The 15,323-nt window shown below is 66.8% G+C and carries 18 protein-coding genes; 13 read left to right on the plus strand and 5 right to left on the minus strand.

Annotated features, from left to right (window positions below; translation table 11 throughout):
* The 11 genes from JHD80_RS23885 to JHD80_RS23935 form a co-directional block, all read left to right on the plus strand.
* Positions 1 to 268: SUMF1/EgtB/PvdO family nonheme iron enzyme (locus tag JHD80_RS23885; RefSeq protein WP_199092525.1), on the plus strand; the 268-nt coding region annotated here is incomplete at its 5' end.
* Positions 269 to 422: 154 nt separating this feature from the next.
* Positions 423 to 1,403 carry an AAA family ATPase gene (locus JHD80_RS23890; RefSeq protein WP_199092527.1) on the plus strand — a complete coding sequence of 327 codons (981 nt, stop codon included), beginning with the start codon at positions 423 to 425 and terminating at the stop codon, positions 1,401 to 1,403.
* A 12-nt stretch (positions 1,404 to 1,415) separates the two neighbouring features.
* On the plus strand, positions 1,416 to 2,402 hold the full coding sequence (locus tag JHD80_RS23895; RefSeq protein ID WP_199092529.1) for a DUF58 domain-containing protein: 987 nt from the start codon (positions 1,416 to 1,418) through the stop codon (positions 2,400 to 2,402).
* Positions 2,399 to 2,854 (plus strand): DUF4381 domain-containing protein, encoded by a 456-nt coding sequence (locus tag JHD80_RS23900; protein WP_199092531.1) that lies wholly within the window; start codon positions 2,399 to 2,401, stop codon positions 2,852 to 2,854. The genes JHD80_RS23895 and JHD80_RS23900 overlap by 4 nt, the downstream gene beginning before the upstream one ends.
* A 1-nt stretch (position 2,855) precedes the next feature.
* Positions 2,856 to 3,872, plus strand: coding sequence for a VWA domain-containing protein (locus tag JHD80_RS23905; RefSeq protein ID WP_199092533.1), 1,017 nt, complete (start codon positions 2,856 to 2,858; stop codon positions 3,870 to 3,872).
* Positions 3,869 to 4,771 (plus strand): VWA domain-containing protein, encoded by a 903-nt coding sequence (locus JHD80_RS23910; RefSeq protein ID WP_248311746.1) that lies wholly within the window; start codon positions 3,869 to 3,871, stop codon positions 4,769 to 4,771. The genes JHD80_RS23905 and JHD80_RS23910 overlap by 4 nt, the downstream gene beginning before the upstream one ends.
* On the plus strand, positions 4,768 to 5,409 hold the full coding sequence (locus JHD80_RS23915; protein ID WP_199092535.1) for a tetratricopeptide repeat protein: 642 nt from the start codon (positions 4,768 to 4,770) through the stop codon (positions 5,407 to 5,409). Before JHD80_RS23910 ends, JHD80_RS23915 begins: the two co-directional genes overlap by 4 nt.
* Positions 5,406 to 6,710 (plus strand): BatD family protein, encoded by a 1,305-nt coding sequence (locus tag JHD80_RS23920; RefSeq protein ID WP_199092538.1) that lies wholly within the window; start codon positions 5,406 to 5,408, stop codon positions 6,708 to 6,710. Before JHD80_RS23915 ends, JHD80_RS23920 begins: the two co-directional genes overlap by 4 nt.
* A gap of 40 nt (positions 6,711 to 6,750) precedes the next feature.
* A complete protein-coding gene (locus JHD80_RS23925) occupies positions 6,751 to 7,011 on the plus strand; it encodes a DUF3302 domain-containing protein (protein WP_199092540.1) in 261 nt (86 codons plus the stop codon).
* Positions 7,008 to 7,949: an HlyD family secretion protein gene (locus JHD80_RS23930; protein WP_199092542.1), complete on the plus strand. Its 942-nt coding sequence runs from the start codon at positions 7,008 to 7,010 to the stop codon at positions 7,947 to 7,949. The genes JHD80_RS23925 and JHD80_RS23930 overlap by 4 nt, the downstream gene beginning before the upstream one ends.
* 63 nt (positions 7,950 to 8,012) lie before the next feature.
* Positions 8,013 to 8,438, plus strand: a complete 426-nt coding sequence (locus tag JHD80_RS23935) for a hypothetical protein (RefSeq protein ID WP_199092544.1) — start codon at positions 8,013 to 8,015, stop codon at positions 8,436 to 8,438.
* A gap of 192 nt (positions 8,439 to 8,630) precedes the next feature.
* On the opposite strand, the gene JHD80_RS23940 is transcribed toward JHD80_RS23935, so the two are convergent.
* From JHD80_RS23940 to JHD80_RS23960, 5 genes are all read right to left on the minus strand, one after another.
* Positions 8,631 to 9,920, minus strand: a complete 1,290-nt coding sequence (locus JHD80_RS23940; RefSeq protein WP_199092547.1) for a porin — start codon at positions 9,918 to 9,920, stop codon at positions 8,631 to 8,633.
* A gap of 23 nt (positions 9,921 to 9,943) precedes the next feature.
* Positions 9,944 to 10,969, minus strand: a complete 1,026-nt coding sequence (locus JHD80_RS23945) for an amino acid ABC transporter substrate-binding protein (protein ID WP_199092548.1) — start codon at positions 10,967 to 10,969, stop codon at positions 9,944 to 9,946.
* 44 nt (positions 10,970 to 11,013) lie between these two features.
* Entirely contained in the window at positions 11,014 to 11,643 is a 630-nt protein-coding gene (locus JHD80_RS23950; protein ID WP_199092549.1) for a L,D-transpeptidase, read from the minus strand.
* A 14-nt stretch (positions 11,644 to 11,657) separates the two neighbouring features.
* The gene (locus JHD80_RS23955; protein ID WP_199092550.1) at positions 11,658 to 12,173 is read right to left on the minus strand and encodes a hypothetical protein; all 516 of its coding nucleotides are present in this window, start codon (positions 12,171 to 12,173) and stop codon (positions 11,658 to 11,660) included.
* Between the two features lie 302 nt (positions 12,174 to 12,475).
* Entirely contained in the window at positions 12,476 to 12,664 is a 189-nt protein-coding gene (locus JHD80_RS23960; protein WP_199092551.1) for a hypothetical protein, read from the minus strand.
* Between the two features lie 621 nt (positions 12,665 to 13,285).
* Between JHD80_RS23960 and JHD80_RS23965 the strand changes: the two genes are divergently transcribed.
* Complete coding sequence (locus JHD80_RS23965) at positions 13,286 to 14,815, plus strand: acyltransferase family protein (RefSeq protein ID WP_199092552.1); 1,530 nt, start codon at positions 13,286 to 13,288, stop codon at positions 14,813 to 14,815.
* A gap of 41 nt (positions 14,816 to 14,856) precedes the next feature.
* Positions 14,857 to 15,318 (plus strand): ParB/RepB/Spo0J family partition protein, encoded by a 462-nt coding sequence (locus JHD80_RS23970; RefSeq protein ID WP_199092553.1) that lies wholly within the window; start codon positions 14,857 to 14,859, stop codon positions 15,316 to 15,318.
* The last annotated feature ends 5 nt before the right edge of the window (positions 15,319 to 15,323 follow it).

A 15,323-nucleotide genomic window follows, 5' to 3' on the forward strand; every position in this document is an offset into this window, starting at 1 on the left:
GTCCGTCCGCCATGAGGCCGATGCGCCGAAAGCCTGCTGCGTGCCGCAGAATCCGCGCGGCGGCCCGGAAAGCGAGAGCTACGACGCGCGCCAGCCCGAGATCCGCATTGCCCGCAAGGTCCTGAAGGGCGGCTCGCATCTCTGCGCGCCCAGTTATTGCCGGCGCTATCGCCCGGCGGCGCGCCACGCCGAGCCGATCGACACCTCGACCAGCCATGTCGGCTTCCGCTGTGTCGTCCGGGCCGACGCCCCCGGCGATTGCCGATAGATGCCGCGGGCCCGTCGGCTTTGCTGCGGGCCGGTGGTCGACCTGCCGGTCTGAGCAGGCTGCGCCACAGGCCTCCAGGCCGTAACCGTTACAAGGCTGACTCCATGGCCGGTTCGGCCAAACTCGCCTCGCGGACATGACCGAGGACATGGCGATGGATGGAGCCGGGCCGAGCGCGCGCGAGGTGGTCCGCGATCTTCAGGCGAGGATAGGGCAGGACATCATCGGACAGGAGCGTGTGGTCGAGCGCATCGTCATCGCGCTGCTTGCCGACGGAAATGTCCTCCTGGAGGGTCTGCCGGGCCTCGCCAAGACGCGGGCGATCAAGAGCCTGTCGAAAAATCTCGAATCGGATTTCAGCCGCATTCAGTTCACGCCCGACCTGCTGCCGTCCGACGTCACCGGCGGTGAGATTCTCCGGCAGGACGGGCAATTCGAGTTCCGCAAGGGCCCTATTTTCGGCAACCTCATCCTCGCCGACGAGATCAACCGGGCACCGCCGAAGGTCCAGTCGGCTCTCCTCGAGGCGATGGAGGAGCGCCACGTCACGGTCGCCGGCAAGCGCTATGATCTGCCGCCGCTCTTCATGGTTCTGGCGACGCAGAACCCGATCGAACAGGAAGGCACCTATCCGCTGCCCGAAGCGCAGATGGACCGGTTCCTCATGCATATCCGGATCGACTATCCCTCGGACGCCGACGAGGTGAAGGTGATGCGGCTCGTGCGATCCGAGAACACTGCGGCGAGCGGCAAGACATCGTCGCCACCAAAGATTCCGCAACAGGTCATCTTCGACGCGCGCCGGGAGATCGACCGGGTGACCACGAAGGACGTGGTCGAGACCTATATGGTGGCCTTGATCGCGGCGACGCGTCGCCCGGCCGAGTATGCCGACAAGCTCAAGGACTGGATCGCCATCGGGGCGAGCCCGCGCGGCTCGCTCGCGCTCGACAAGTGTTCGCGGACCTATGCCTGGCTTCAGGGCCGGGATTTCGTCACCCCCGAGGACGTTCAGGCCGTCGCTCACGACTGCCTCCGGCACCGTATCTCCCTCGGCTACCAGGCAGGCGCCGACGGCGTCTCGGCCGACGCGGTGCTCGACGAGATCGTCCGGCAGGTCGCCGTAGCCATTTGAGGGAAGCCAGGCATGCCCGAACCCGGCGGCAGAGAGAGGGATGGCGGGAGCGGCGATGCCCGGGCCTTTGTCACGATCGGCGAACTCTCGCGGCTTCGGCATCGTGCTCACGGCTTCAGCTTCCTGCCGCGCCAGCCCGTGCGCAGCCTGCTCGCCGGGCGACACGCCTCGCGGCTGCGCGGTCGCGGCCTCAACTTCGAGGAACTGCGCCACTATTTCGAGGGTGACGACACCCGCAACATCGATTGGCTCGCCACTGCCCGGCTCGGCTCGCCGCATGTGCGGGTTTATTCGGAGGAACGAGATCGTCCCGCCCTGCTGCTCGTCGATCAGCGCTCGACGATGTTCTTCGGTAGCCGCAGGGCAATGAAATCGGTGGCAGCCGCCGACGCCGCGGCGCTGGCCGCCTGGCGCGTCACCTCGCTCGGAGACCGGGTCGGCGCCATCGTTTTCGGCGACTCCGGGCTCGTCACCGTCAAGCCGCAGGCCCGCGATCACGGCGCGTTGCGGGTGCTGTGGGAAGTCGTGCGGCAGAATGCCAGCCTCGGGGGGGCGCGCGATATCGGCTCCGGGCCTGCCCGATTGAACGAGGCGCTGCGCGCGGCCGCACGGCTGGCGACCCATGACTGGCTTGTCTGCCTGATCTCCGATGCCGCGGGAGAGGATGAGGAGACGACAAGCCTGATCACGCGAATCTGTGCTCATAACGACGTCCTGACGATGTTCGTACACGATCCGATGGAGCGAGACCTTCCGCAGATCGGCATGGCGAGCTTCTCCTCCGGCGAGGCGCAGATAGAGGTGGATGCGTCGGCGCGCGGCCTGCGGGAGCGCTTCTCGTCCGAATACGCGCAATGGCGCGCGCGCCTGGCCGGGCTTTCCCGCAGTCGTGCCATTCCCGTTCTGCCGATCTCGACCCACCGGGACGTCGCCGATCAATTGCGCGAGTTGATCGGGCGGCGGCAGGCGCAGCGTCTCGCGCTCGCGAGCCCGCCATGAGCGGCGACCCCGGAGACCTTGCCAACATGGCGGGCCTTGCCCTGCCGGCGCCCGTCTCCTTCTGGCCGCCGGCGGCAGGCGTCTGGATCGTCTGCATCGCAGCGGCTGGGATCCTCGCGGTCGCGGCCGGGCGGGCGCTCCAGCGATACCGGGCCGATGCCTATTTGCGCCAGGCGGCTGCGGAGATCGGCCACCCGATTCCGATCGCGCGATTATCCGAGGTGCTGAAGCGAGCCGCCATCGTCGCTTACGGGCGAGATCGCGTGGCTTCGCTCACAGGTGCGGGCTGGGCAGAGTTCCTGGTGCGCACGGGGCGAACGGGCGAAACGGATATCCTGGTGTCCGCGCTGACGACCGCCATCGCCTCCGACGGCACCGCCCCGCCTTCGGCGGTCGCGCAAGCCCGACGCTGGCTCGCCATGCAGCGCGACCGCGTGTCGAAGGAAGCCTGAGATGCTCTCCTTCAGCTATCCCTGGATTGCATGGCTCGTTCCGCTGCCACTCATCGCCTGGTTCGGCCTGCCGCCCCATGCCGAACGGCGCCCCGGCCTGCGGGTCCCGTTCTTCGACAGGCTCGTGCGCCTGAGCGGGCAGCAGCCCTTCTCGGGGGGCGTCGTGACACCGCGCCATGCGCCACGGCTCGTCCTGCTGATTGTGGTCTGGCTGCTGACGCTGGCGGCGCTCGCCCGGCCGCAATGGATCGAGCCGCCGCTGCACCGCGATCTGCCGACGCGCGATCTGCTGGTCCTCGTCGATCTGTCCGGATCGATGGACACCAAGGATTTCGTCGATGCATCCGGCAAAACGGTGGACCGCCTGACCGCCGTGAAGCAGGTGCTCGACGACTTCCTGTCCCGTCGCAAGGGGGACCGCGTCGGCGTCGTGGTCTTCGGGGATGCCCCTTTCGCGCTGGTGCCCTTCACCACGGACCTGGAGCTTTGCCGCACCATGCTGCGCGACACGGCCGTCGGCATGGCCGGCCCCCGCACGGCCTTCGGCGATGCGATCGGGCTCGGTATCGGGCTGTTCGCGAAGAGCACGGTCAAGGCGAAGACGATCATCGCGCTGACGGACGGCAACGACACCATGAGCAAGGTGCCGCCGACGGAGGCTGCGGGCGTCGCGAAGGACAAGGGAATCGTGATCCACACCGTCGCCGTGGGCGATCCGGCGGCAGCCGGGGAGGACAAGCTCGACGAGGCTGCCCTGAAGGAGATTGCGGACGCGACGGGCGGCGGCTTCTATCGTGCCCTCGACAGGGCGCAGCTCGCAGACATCTATCGCCGCCTCGACGAGGTCGAAACCCGCCGCGTCGATACGGTGAGCTTCCGGCCGCGCCGGGACGTTTACTGGGTGCCGCTCGCCGCCGGACTCGCGCTCGTCCTGGCCGCCCAGGCCGCAATGCTGGCGCTCCGCCTCCGTCGTCGTCGCCCGCCAGCCGTCCCGGCGATTGCGGGAAGCGCGCGATGATGGACACCCTGTCCGCCTTCCATTTCGAACGGCCGCTATGGCTTTTGGTCCTCCTGCCGGCCATCGCCTTGTGGATGCTGGACCGCAAGGGTTCGGACGCCATGCTGAAGTGGCGTCGCGTGATCGACGCCGCGCTGCTTCCCCATCTGCTGGTCGGCGGCGATGGACGATCACGGGGCCGCCCGGCCGACTGGCTGCTCGTTGCGCTGTTCGTCGCGAGCGTCGCGGTCGCGGGGCCGGCCTGGCAGCGTAAGCCATCGCCCTTCGCCGACGCGAAGCCGGCTGTCGCCGTCGTGCTCAAGGTCACGCCGTCGATGCTCACCGAGGATCTGGCGCCGACGCGGCTCGATCGGGCGCGGCAGAAGCTCAGCGACATCCTTGCCGGGCGCGAGGGCGCCGCGGCGGCGCTGATCGCCTATGCGGGATCGAGCCATATCGTGCTGCCGGCGACGCCGGACAGCGCCGTGGTGCTCGATCTCGCCAAGGCGCTCTCGCCGCAGGTCATGCCGAAGGAGGGCGACGATCTCCGCGCCGCGTTGACGCTGGCCGACCGGGCCTTGGCGAGCAGCGCGAATGGCGGGTCGATCCTGCTGCTGGCCGATACGATGGAGCCGCAGGCGGGCGAATGGCCCAAGCTCCGGAAGCCCGTGACGGTTCTCGCGCTGCTCCCGCCCGGCATGGCGACCGACTCCTTCGCGCCGATCCCGCATGCGGCCACCATCGCCACGACGCCGGACGAGACAGACGTCGCCGCCGTGCTGCGACGGCTCGACAGCGGCGACGCGGCGGCGAGCGTGGCCGGCGAAAGCGAGCATTGGCGCGAGGCCGGCTATTGGCTGACGCCGCTGCTCGCATTGCTGGCGCTGCTCTGGTTCCGGCGCGGATGGGTGCTCGCATGAGGCGCGCCGGCTGGATCTACGGGTTCATCGGACTCGCCGGCAGCATCGCGCTGGCCGGTGCCGGATACAGGCTCGGCTGGCACGACCTCTGGCTCCGGCCCGACCAGCGCGGCCGCCTTCTGCTGCGCGAGAACCGGCCCGCGGAGGCGGCACGGGCCTTCCGCGATCCGCTCTGGCGCGGCGTGGCGTTGTTCGGGGCCGGCGCGTTCAAAGAGGCCTCCCAGGCCTTCGCCGCCCTGGACACGGCCGAAGCTGCCTTCAACCAGGGCAACGCGCTGGTGATGCTGGGTCAGTATGACGACGCCTTGAAGCGCTACGACCATGCGCTCGTCCTGCGTCCTGGCTGGCCGGCGGCCCTCAAGAACCGCGAGATCGCCCGCATCCGCGGCGAACGCAAGAAGACGCAAGGCGGCGTCAACCCGGACGCAGATCTGGACGCGGACGATGGCCCCGATGCGGTCGTCTTCGACAAGACGAAGAAGGGCGGCGAGGATACGACGATCGCGGGCGACAAGCCCATGTCGGACGAGGCCGTCAGGGCCCTCTGGCTGAAGCGCGTTCAGACCAATCCGGCCGATTTCCTGCGAGCTAAATTCGCCTACCAGCTCAGCGACCGACCTGCGGGGGCCGCGCCATGAGGGCCGTGCTGGTCGCCATGCTGCTGATGCTGATGGGACCGGCCTTGGCCCAGGCGCCCGCGCCGCTCGTTCGTACGACGCTTACTCCGACGCAGGGGGCGGTCGTCGGCCAGCCCATCCGGATCAACGTCGTCGTCCTCTTCCCGGGGGAGATGCCGCATCCTCCGCTGGTCAGCGTGCCCGCGGCGGCGGGGGCCCAGATCCTGCGCTTTCAGAGCCAAGCGACGACGATCCGTGACCATCTCGATGGCCAGGACTATGTCGGCCAGAACTTCGAGTTCGTCCTGTTTCCGCGCCGCGGAGGGGAGATCGCGATCCCGGCCCCGAAAGTAACCCTGCTCGACCGGGGCGGCGAACCCACTGGCGCGACGAGCGGCCAGCCCCGGACGCTGATCGTTGCGGTCCCGCCGGGGATCGATCCGTCGAGCCCGGTCCTTGCCGCGGACAGGGTCTCGGCGACGCAAACATGGACACCCGATCCGACCGGCCTGCGGCTCGATCCCGGCGGGGCGATCGTCCGCACGATCACTCGACGTGCCGATGGCGTTCCCGCCCTCGGGATGGTGGATTTCGCCTTCGTCGCCCCCGAGGGCGTGCGCGTCTATGTCGACCCTCCGGTCATCGACGACCGTGTCGACCGCGGCAATGTCGATGGCCGCCGCACCGACAAGGTGACCTATGTGTTCGAGAGGGGCGGGACTTATGAGCTTCCGCCGCTTACCCAGCCATGGTGGAGTCTGGCCGACAAGCAGGCGCGGACGGAGACCCTCCCGGGAACCTCGGTCTCGGTCGCGATAGCGGCCCCGCCGAAAGCCGGATCACGCCCCCCCATGACGGGCTGGCTCGCCATCGGCCTGCTCGCGGTTGCGGTTCTTGTGGCGGCCGGCCTGTCCTTCGTCCGGCTGTGGCGGCCCTGGCGCGCGCGATATCGCGCCTCCGCCGCCTTCTCCCGGACGCTTTTCCTGAAGGTTGCCCTGACCGGAGACGCGCCGTCGACCTACCGAGCGCTGCGGCAATGGCGCGACCGCCTGTCCCGCGACGATGCCGCAAGCCTCACCTCCGATCCCGCGTTTGCGCGGGAGTACCAAAAGCTGCTCGCCGCCATCTTCGCGGACACGGCAAGCTGGGATCGGCAATCGGGCAGAGCCCTTTCCAAGGCTGCCGCTTCCTGGCGGAACCCTTCCGACCCGGACGGGCTGACCGATCCGCTTCCACCCCTCAACCCTACCGAGCGCGTTACCGCGGAGACAGAGATTCCCGCCCCGCGGAAGCCGACCAACAAAGAGGATGTCCGCTCATGAACCGGTCTGTCCGGCTGCAGCCGATCACTGGAGGAAGATGATGTCAGGTCTCGATATCTTCGCCTGGATCGTTCTCGTCGTCCTCGTCGCGAGCACGGTCTTCGTCGTCGTCTTCATGGCGATGTGGCCGGGCATGGTCGCCAGGCGCCGCAACCACCCCTGGGCGGAGGCCGTGGCGGTTGGCGGCTGGGTCACGCTCTTCCTCGGCTTCGTGCTCTGGCCGGTCGTGCTGATCTGGGCCTATGTCGACGTGCCGGCGAACCCTCGCAGGCAGGTCGTTGAAGGGGAGGGCTTACGATGATCGTCGTCCTTCTCAACTGCTATCTCGCGCTGCTCTTCATCCTCGTGAAACTGCGGATCGTGCCCTTCAACCTGTTCTGGAAGGTCTCTCCGGTCCTCGTCCTGCTGCTGCTCCTGATCGGCCTCTTCATCCCGATGAACTGGGGCGCGCCGCAGGGCTCGGCACTCGTCGTGCGTCACTCGGTGGCGATTGTTCCCGACGTCGCGGGCGAAGTCGTCGACGTGCCGGTCCAGCCCAACCAGCCGCTCAAGGCCGGCGACGTGCTGTTTCGGATCGATCCGGTACCGTTCCAGTCGCAGGTCGACGCTCTCGCCGCGCAGCTCAAGTTTCAGGAAACGCGGCTGGCGGAGATGACCCAGTTGCAGACGCGCGGCACCGGCCGCACCTTCGATGTCGAGCAGCGCGAGGCCGAGGTCGAGCAGCTTCGCGCCCAACTCGCCGGAGCCAAGTGGAACCTCGATAAGACCACGGTGCGCGCGCCGGCCGACGGCTACGTCACGAATGTCGCGCTGCGCAAGGGCGCGCGCGTCGCCAATCTGCCGTTGTCGCCGGTGATGGCTTTCATCGACACCTCCGACACCCTTGTCGGCGTCGAGATCGACCAGATCGACGCGCGTTACCTCGCGCCGGGCCAGCCGGTTGAACTCACCTTCAAGATGAGTCCCGGCACGGTCCAAACGGGCAAGGTCGAGAGCATCCTTCAGGCGGTCGCGTCGGGGCAGGTCCAGACCTCCGGGTCGGCCGTGATGCCGAAGGCGCTCCAGGCTGCCCCCTTCGTCGTGCGCGTGCGGCTCGACGACGAGGGCTTCGCGAGATCGCTCCCGGCCGGCAGCGCCGGCGATGCGGCGATCTTCACCGATCGGGTCAAGGCGGCCCATGTCATCCGCAAGGTCCTGCTGCGGCAGATCGCGATCACCAACTACGTCAATCCGTTTTAGCGACCGACCCGCCCGGTTCGGACATTGGCAAGGGAGACCGTGATGAAGTTCATTCGATCCATGATGGCGGCGATTGCCGCCACGCTGCTGCTGGCTGCTCCGGGCTTCGCCCAGCAGCAGAATCTCGGCCCGGCCACCGGGTCGGTTTCGATCAGGCAGATTCAAGTCGCCTTCATCGGTTCCGGCCAGATCGGCGGCGGCACATTGACGTACCGGGGAAAAAGCTACGGCATCACGGTCGGCGGTCTCGGTGTCGGAGGTATCGGCGCCTCGCGCGTGACGGCGACCGGCGCGGTCTATGGATTGACCAAACGATCCGATTTCACCGGGGCTTATGTCCAGCTTCGCGAAGGTTGGGCCGTCGGCGATCAGGGGCGTGGACGGCTCTGGCTGCGCAATGACAAAGGTGTGACGCTGCGACTCGCGACGCGGCGCCAGGGCTTGCAACTCTCGCTGGGAGCCGACGGCGTGCTGATCGGCTGGAAGTAAGCGGACCGCCATGAGGATGGCAGGCCCGGTCGGAGCGCCTGGGCCAGCGCTGGCCGCTGCGCCGGTGCTGGTCCAGGACGCCGCGGAACCTTGAGCCCCCCAGGGTTCCTCGGACGCCCTGTCTCCTGGGAGGATGGGGCTATGGCGAGCAAGATAAGCGGCCAGGCACGCGGCTATCGAAGCGAGCGCAACCTAAAAGCTGCGCTCGACGAAGAGCTGCGCCGAACTCTGACGGCCGGAGAGGCTCGCCGCGCGCACATTGCCGGCGATGTCGAGCTTCTGCCAGGCCAGCGAGCCTTCGAGGCCGAGGCGCAACCCATCCACCGGCGCCCAGACGATATTCGCCGCCACGCGGTCGATCTGGATTTGGCCCGCCAACCCTGAAGGATTCGGGATCGAAAGCCGGTAGCGGCTGACATAGGCGTTGGTCGACCATTCATCCGTCCATTCGCGCCCGATCGCGATCACGCCGGACCAGCCGCGCGTCGTCAGGTCGCCGGTCAGGACCGAAAAGGCGGTGCGCTGGTCGAGGCGCGAGCCGAGATAAGGCGCGGCATCCACGGCCCCGGCGATCTGAGCCGTCAGCGTCAGCGGCCGGTCGAGGACGGTTTTCTCCCAGGTCGCGCCGAGAATGGCCGCCCGGCCGACGCGGCGCGAACCGCCGGCGCCGGGGACATCCCGCACCGCGACACCGCCATGCAGCGTCAAGCCGCCCTGCTCGTAGAGCAGCCGCATCACCGCGTCGGGATAGCGGTTTCCCGTCGTCGGCACGATGGTGCGGCGATCGGCGGCGACATCTTCCGCCGACAGCGACAGGCTGAGCTCATCGGTCAATTGCCGCTCATAGCCGATCAACCCGACGGTACGGCTCGGAATCCTGCCGATGAAGGCGAAGTCGTCGCCGGCCCAGAAATCGAAGCGCGAGCCCGCCAGCCCGAAGACGAAGGCACCCATGGTGACGCTGGCCTCGCCCATCGTCAGCGTCTGGTCCTCCGCGCCGGCCGTGTCCATGGAGAACTCGAAAGCGGTCGCCAGATAGTGCCCGTCGGCGAGCATTTGCCCGCTCTCGATCCGGAAGGTCGCGGTCAGCGGGAAGCTGACGGCGTTCTGCGGCACCAGCCCGGTCGCCCGCGCCAGCGCGTTCGCGTTGTAGCCGTCGTACTGGATCCCGGCATTCACCGTGCCGGAGATGGCGATGCAGGTGGCTGAACCCGGCGAGAGGAAGCCGCGCGGGCTTTCATCATCCTCGTCGTCGTCCTCACCCCCGGCGTCGTCGTCATCGTCATCGCTTGCCGCGGCGGGCTTCGATGCGGCCGGAGCCGAAAAGAGCGGGGTCGGGTCCGGAGGGCTTATCGTGCAACTGCGCAGGAACACCGGCGGCTTGCTGGCCGCCTGTGCCTGGGGAGCTGCGAGCATGGCCGCGCAGATGGCAGCCAGGGACAGGCCATGGGCATCGAGCGCAATGCGGCTCAGGCTGGCCATGGCGTCCTCAATGAATACAGGCCCTAGCGCAGTGGCGGGGCATAGAGGACGCCGCCCATGCTCCAGAGCTGGTTGAGCCCGCGCGGGATGCCGAGCTTCGATCCGGTGCCGAGATTGCGTTCATAGATCTCGGCATAATTGCCGCCGACCTTGATGGCGCGAACCGCCCAGTCGGCCTCGAGGCCGAGCGCCTTGCCGAAGCCACCTTCCGCCCCGGTAAAGCGGCGCACGTCGGGTTTCTGGGATTTCAGCGCCTCGTCGAGATTCGTGCTGGAAACCCCGAGCTCCTCGGCATTGACCAGCGCGAAATTCACCCATTTCACCAGGGTGAACCAGGGGAAGTCGTCGCTGCGCACCACCGGCCCGAGCGGCTCCTTCGAGATCACATCCGGGAGCACGATCGCCTCGGCCGGCTTAGCCAGCCTGAGCCGGTCGCCATGCAGGGCCGACTGGTCGCGGGTCAGCACGTCGCATTGCCCACTCTCGAAGGCGGCGAAGGCTTCCGCCGCGCTTGGGTAGACCTTCTCCTCGTAGGTCATCGAATTGGACTTGAAGAAATCGGCGAGGTTGAGCTGAGTCGTGGTGCCGGCCTCGACGCAGATCTTGGCCTTGTCCAGCGACAGGGCCGTATCGACCTTGAGCGCGCGCTTCGCCAGGAAGCCCTGGCCGTCGTGATAGGTGATGCCGGCAAAGGCGAGGCCGAGCTCGGCCTCGCGACCGAGCGTCCAGGTCGAGTTGCGGGCCAGCAGGTCGACCTTGCCGCCCTTCAGCGCATCGAAGCGCTGGCTCGCCGAGAGCGGAGTGAAGGCGACCTTGCCGGCATCGCCCAGCACGGCCGCGGCGACGGCTCGGCAGAAATCGACATCGAAGCCGCGCCAGTCGCCTTGCGCATCCTTTTCCGAGAAGCCGGCCACCCCTTCGCTCACGCCGCATTGCAGGTTGCCACGCTGCTTCACGCTGTCGAGCGTGCCGGCACCGGCCGGAACCGCGAAGCCGACGAGCACCGCGAAACCGAGACCACTGCGGCGAATCCAGGAGGTCTTCGACATGTCTGCCTGTCCCTTGTTCAGATTCACGGAGATGGCGGGGCCGGTCACAGCGTCGCCTTGTGGCGGATGATGACCTTGGTGCCGATCGGCACGCGGTCATAGAGATCGGCGATGTCGCCATTGGCGAGCCGGAAGCAGCCCGACGAGATCGCCTGGCCGATCGTCTCCGGCTGGTTGGTGCCGTGGATGCGGAAGACGGTCGAGCCGAGGTAGAGCGCACGCGCGCCCATCGGGTTGCCCGGGCCGCCGGCCATGAAGCGCGGCAGATAGGGCTGGCGCTGCAGCATCTCCGGCGGCGGACGCCAATCCGGCCACTCGGCCTTGCGGCTCACCTGAACCTGGCCGGACCAGGTGAAGCCCTCGCGGCCGACGCCGATGCCGTAGCGCAACGCGCGGCCATTGCCCTGCACGACATAGAGAAAGCGCTCGGCCGAATGGATCACCACCGTGCCCGGCGCTTCGTTCGAGCGGAACAGCACCATCTGGCGGGCATAGGGCCCATCGGTGATCGTCGCTTCCTCACTGGAAACGCGGCCGGGCTCGTCGCCGATATCCATCGTCTCTTGCATCGCGGCGGGCGGGCGCGGCTGCGCCGAAGCCAAACCGGCCAAGGCGAGCAGCGAGGCGAGCCCGAGGCCGGAGACCAGCAGGCCGGAGCGGATTGCGCGGTTCATCGCATGGCCTCCGTTCAGCCGCAGCGGCTGTAGATGAAAGTGCCGTAGCGGGCGTTCGCATCGGGATCGACGAAGCGCGCCACGAACTCCCTCGGCTTGACCGACAGCAATTCGCGATCCTGCGGATCGCCCGCCGGCGCCTCGAAGCCGAGATAGGTCTTGCCGCCGGGGTCGGCCTTCAGCCTGAGCTCATAGAGCTTGGGATCATCGGCGACATGCATCATCACCCCGTCGCCCGAGCCCTTCGCGATCACATAGGGCTGCTTGCATTGGCTGCGCGCCTCGGCTTCCGTCCTTTTGCGGTCCTTCTCCGTGTGGAAGGAGGCGACACCCCAGCGCCCGACCAGGGCATCGCGCGAGATATTCGCCGGGGCCGGGGCTGACGCACCAGCGGAGCCGCCGCTCGCGATCGGCGGCAGGCTCTCGCCCCCGCCGCAACCTGCGAGGAGCAGCGGCAAGGCGAGGCTACAAGCCGACGTGATCAGCGAAAGCCGCTTCGCAGTCGGGCGGCTGTCAGGTCTCGGTATCATCGTCCCTCCTCGTCGAGTTGGTAACATCGATCCTTGGCAAGGCGCCTGAGCCCTGGCGATTTTACAGCGACCTCGTCATGTCTACCCCGAGCTCTTCGCTTAGCTTCTACGTCCCGAAAAGCTGAGCGACGGCACGGGCCGCAGCAGTCGCCTCGTCCGCAGCGAACTGCGGAGGCTCCGGGTCGGCGGCCGTGCGCGGTATCTCAATGAGCATCTTCTCAGCTCGACTTTGACTTACCGTTGCACGCGTTCGAGCCCATGACAACGCAACGCCGCCGCGGCGACCCTACCGCGCCGGCCAGCTACGCCAATTTTACCGGTGCGGAGAGCCTGCCTGCGATCTGCGCGACGTGGCGCCCTTGATAACGGGCGAGGTCGTGGTCGAGGATCGCGAGGTCGTCGCCGATCACCGTCGCGGTGATTCCGAGTTTTGTGTGGAACCGCTGCAGGACCGAGTCCTTGGCGATGGCATGGACCAGGTTCGACGGCACCGCCCTCGGCGGTCCGTAGGCGACCCCTCGGACAGCACGGAGGCGAACGCCGGCGAGGGCTCAGCGAAGATGCTGCGGAGGTCCGAGAGGACCTTGCAGCAACTTTGCGGTATCGTACCCTCATTCTCCCTCTCTCTTGGCCTATAGCGTTGTCGCTTCTATCCCCAGATAGGCCCTATAGTTAAGCCTTTGAAATAGCGCGTTGTAGTGCGCCTGCGCGGCCCGATTTCCCGACTTGAGAGAGACTTCCCCAAGGCTCGTCGTAGAGCCTCCTGTGGCCGTCGTAGGCCTCTACCAGCGGAAGAACATTGGCTTGTTTCTGGGATTGCCGCTCATGCGCTGAGCCCTCCGCGAATGGCGACGAGTTCAGGCTCCGCATCATGGCTTTCCTCATGATCGTCGCCATCGGCGTCGATCGGGAAGCCTCGGCCGAACGGCTAAAGGCGCTGGAACAGAGGGTGCGGGACATCGCCGCGCGCCGCCCTCAATCCTGATCGCGGTGCAGCCGCCTTCATCCTTCAGGGGGTGGCAGCGGTTCTTTCTGCGACTATAAGGTAGCTGTCGCTCAACCAAGACTTGCATAAAAACAACCCCCGTTGTTCCGGCTCATAAGCTCCAGAGATGAACCGCCATTTCACGCCTACGGACGCGCTGGCAGTTGCCGCAAAGACCGATGTTCTGCCGTCTGTCCCACGCAACGTCCGGCTTCAATACCTGCGAGCGCTTGCGGCAATTTCCGTCCTGCTATTCCACGCTTCGGTGATCGTTGAGCGCACGACGGGGTCGGGAACATATCTGGCGACGTTCGGCGGTTATTGGGGCGCGCTGGGGGTCGCAATCTTCTTCGCCCTATCCGGCTACCTGATGCGGGAGCTGATCCAGCGCGACGATCCGGCCCGGTTCCTCATCAGCAGAGTTGCCCGGATTTACCCTCCGATGATGCTGGTGATCGGATTGTCCTGGCTGGCGTTCTTTGCAGCGGGCCTCCCACGAGGAATAGATCTCATTGGCCTGACCCTCGCGCCCGCTGGTGTTCGCGATTACTTCCTAGGCGTCGAATGGACGCTGCTCTACGAGGTCAGCTATTACGTCATTCTTGCGGGCCTGTCGGCTTTCGGCCTGCGGCGCCTTGCGTCGCTTTTCGCAGTCGCGTGGATCGCGGCGATCCTGATATCGATTTTGGCGACTGGCCGGGCCGCCCTGGACCAGATGCCGCTTGCGAGCGAATTGCCGCTGCAAGCCGTGAACCTGCCGTTCCTTCTCGGCTTCATCCTGCCCGACGTTAAAGGGCTGCGGGTGCTTCCCGCAGGCATTCTATTGGCGGCCGTTCCTACAGCCCTGGTCGGCTCCTATTTCCTCCCGGCCTCCCCGGCGCTTTCAGTGGTAGTGCCGGCGGTCCTTTCGGTCGCGGCGGCTGTCCGGTTCCCCAAGGCTCAGGCCACGAACGCGGCGGGCAAGGCTGGCGAGGCCTTAGGCGACGCCAGCTACATGCTCTATCTCTGCCATATGCCGCTGATGACGCTGGCGGCGGGGTTCGTGTCGAACTCGTGGCCCAGCCTGCTCGTGTGGTTCGGCGGCGTTGGTTCGTCGATCGCCATCGCCTTGGTATTGGGGCGCGCTGATCTAAAGATCCACCGCTGGTTCAAGCGGGCCACTGCCAAGGCTTCGCTCAATCGTCTCCGAGACATCGCCGTGTTTTTTGTTGCGCTCTTCCTCGGAACATCCGTTCTCTCGGAATATCTCGTCAGGGAAAAACGGACCTTGGAAGAGCGTGCACGACTAGCGCTAGCGAGCACCGAGCCGACCATGTCGACCTCTATCCGCGCGAAAGTCGATGCTGTCCAGAATCTGCCTGATGGGACGCGCGTTGTTCGCGGTTATGCCATTGACCTCGACCATCCGAACCTCGCGGTGCATGTTGCAGCCGTCCAGAATGGACAGGTTGTAGCGATAGAACGAGTGCGCCGAATGCGGCTGGCGCAGGCGCGGGACTGGTTAAGGCCTGACCTGGCCAATGTCCGATTCGGCTTCGTTCTCATGCTCCCGAAGAACGTCGATTGCTCCGCAGGCCTCATTGATGTTCGCGCTGCCTTTCAGGACGACCGCGTCGTCATTTCTGCGATCGAACCTGAGGCAACCATCTGCCCATAGAGCGCCCGGCAGTCGGTCCAGTCCGCCTCCGACCCGGAACTATGGTCGGCGCCGTCAGCTCCGGCTGGCGGGGCGTTTTGTCGTTTGCGGAGAGCATCAAGGCCGAAGGCCTCCTTCAGCCGATCGGCGTCACCGAAGGCTTGGAACTTGTGTTCGGAGAGCGCCGCCTTCGCGCTGTCCGCGATATTCTTAAGCGCGGCACCATCGACGTTCGGATCGTCAAGGTTTCGAGCATGGTCGCCGGCGAGATGGCGGAGAACGAGGTTCGCAAGGACTTTACGCCGAGCGAGCGGCGATCGCTGAGGCGGTCCGGGGATGATGCGCCCGATATATCGATCTGCGTCGATCTATGCTGTATTCGGCTCGGTGGGCGGGGGCGCTGTTTCATGCAGGGGTTGGAAGCGCGACGAGGCTCGGAGCCTTCATCCGGGCCGGCGCAGGCCGAGACGATGGCCGTTGTTCGGCGCCTGTCCGATCCGGGCCGGGACAGCGCGGCATGCTGAAGAGG

Source organism: Allobosea sp. ASV33, from assembly GCF_016428755.1.
Lineage (GTDB): Bacteria > Pseudomonadota > Alphaproteobacteria > Rhizobiales > Beijerinckiaceae > Allobosea.

Bases quoted from the DNA above. Each gene is read 5' to 3' on its own strand.
- JHD80_RS23945 (WP_199092548.1), bottom strand. From the start codon at position 10,969: ATGTCGAAGACCTCCTGGATTCGCCGCAGTGGTCTCGGTTTCGCGGTG.
- JHD80_RS23965 (WP_199092552.1), top strand. From the start codon at position 13,286: ATGAACCGCCATTTCACGCCTACGGACGCGCTGGCAGTTGCCGCAAAG.
- JHD80_RS23930 (WP_199092542.1), top strand. From the start codon at position 7,008: ATGATCGTCGTCCTTCTCAACTGCTATCTCGCGCTGCTCTTCATCCTC.
- JHD80_RS23935 (WP_199092544.1), top strand. From the start codon at position 8,013: ATGGCGGCGATTGCCGCCACGCTGCTGCTGGCTGCTCCGGGCTTCGCC.
- JHD80_RS23915 (WP_199092535.1), top strand. From the start codon at position 4,768: ATGAGGCGCGCCGGCTGGATCTACGGGTTCATCGGACTCGCCGGCAGC.
- JHD80_RS23940 (WP_199092547.1), bottom strand. From the start codon at position 9,920: ATGGCCAGCCTGAGCCGCATTGCGCTCGATGCCCATGGCCTGTCCCTG.
- JHD80_RS23905 (WP_199092533.1), top strand. From the start codon at position 2,856: ATGCTCTCCTTCAGCTATCCCTGGATTGCATGGCTCGTTCCGCTGCCA.
- JHD80_RS23910 (WP_248311746.1), top strand. From the start codon at position 3,869: ATGATGGACACCCTGTCCGCCTTCCATTTCGAACGGCCGCTATGGCTT.
- JHD80_RS23890 (WP_199092527.1), top strand. From the start codon at position 423: ATGGATGGAGCCGGGCCGAGCGCGCGCGAGGTGGTCCGCGATCTTCAG.
- JHD80_RS23895 (WP_199092529.1), top strand. From the start codon at position 1,416: ATGCCCGAACCCGGCGGCAGAGAGAGGGATGGCGGGAGCGGCGATGCC.
- JHD80_RS23970 (WP_199092553.1), top strand. From the start codon at position 14,857: ATGGTCGGCGCCGTCAGCTCCGGCTGGCGGGGCGTTTTGTCGTTTGCG.
- JHD80_RS23955 (WP_199092550.1), bottom strand. From the start codon at position 12,173: ATGATACCGAGACCTGACAGCCGCCCGACTGCGAAGCGGCTTTCGCTG.
- JHD80_RS23900 (WP_199092531.1), top strand. From the start codon at position 2,399: ATGAGCGGCGACCCCGGAGACCTTGCCAACATGGCGGGCCTTGCCCTG.
- JHD80_RS23920 (WP_199092538.1), top strand. From the start codon at position 5,406: ATGAGGGCCGTGCTGGTCGCCATGCTGCTGATGCTGATGGGACCGGCC.
- JHD80_RS23925 (WP_199092540.1), top strand. From the start codon at position 6,751: ATGTCAGGTCTCGATATCTTCGCCTGGATCGTTCTCGTCGTCCTCGTC.
- JHD80_RS23950 (WP_199092549.1), bottom strand. From the start codon at position 11,643: ATGAACCGCGCAATCCGCTCCGGCCTGCTGGTCTCCGGCCTCGGGCTC.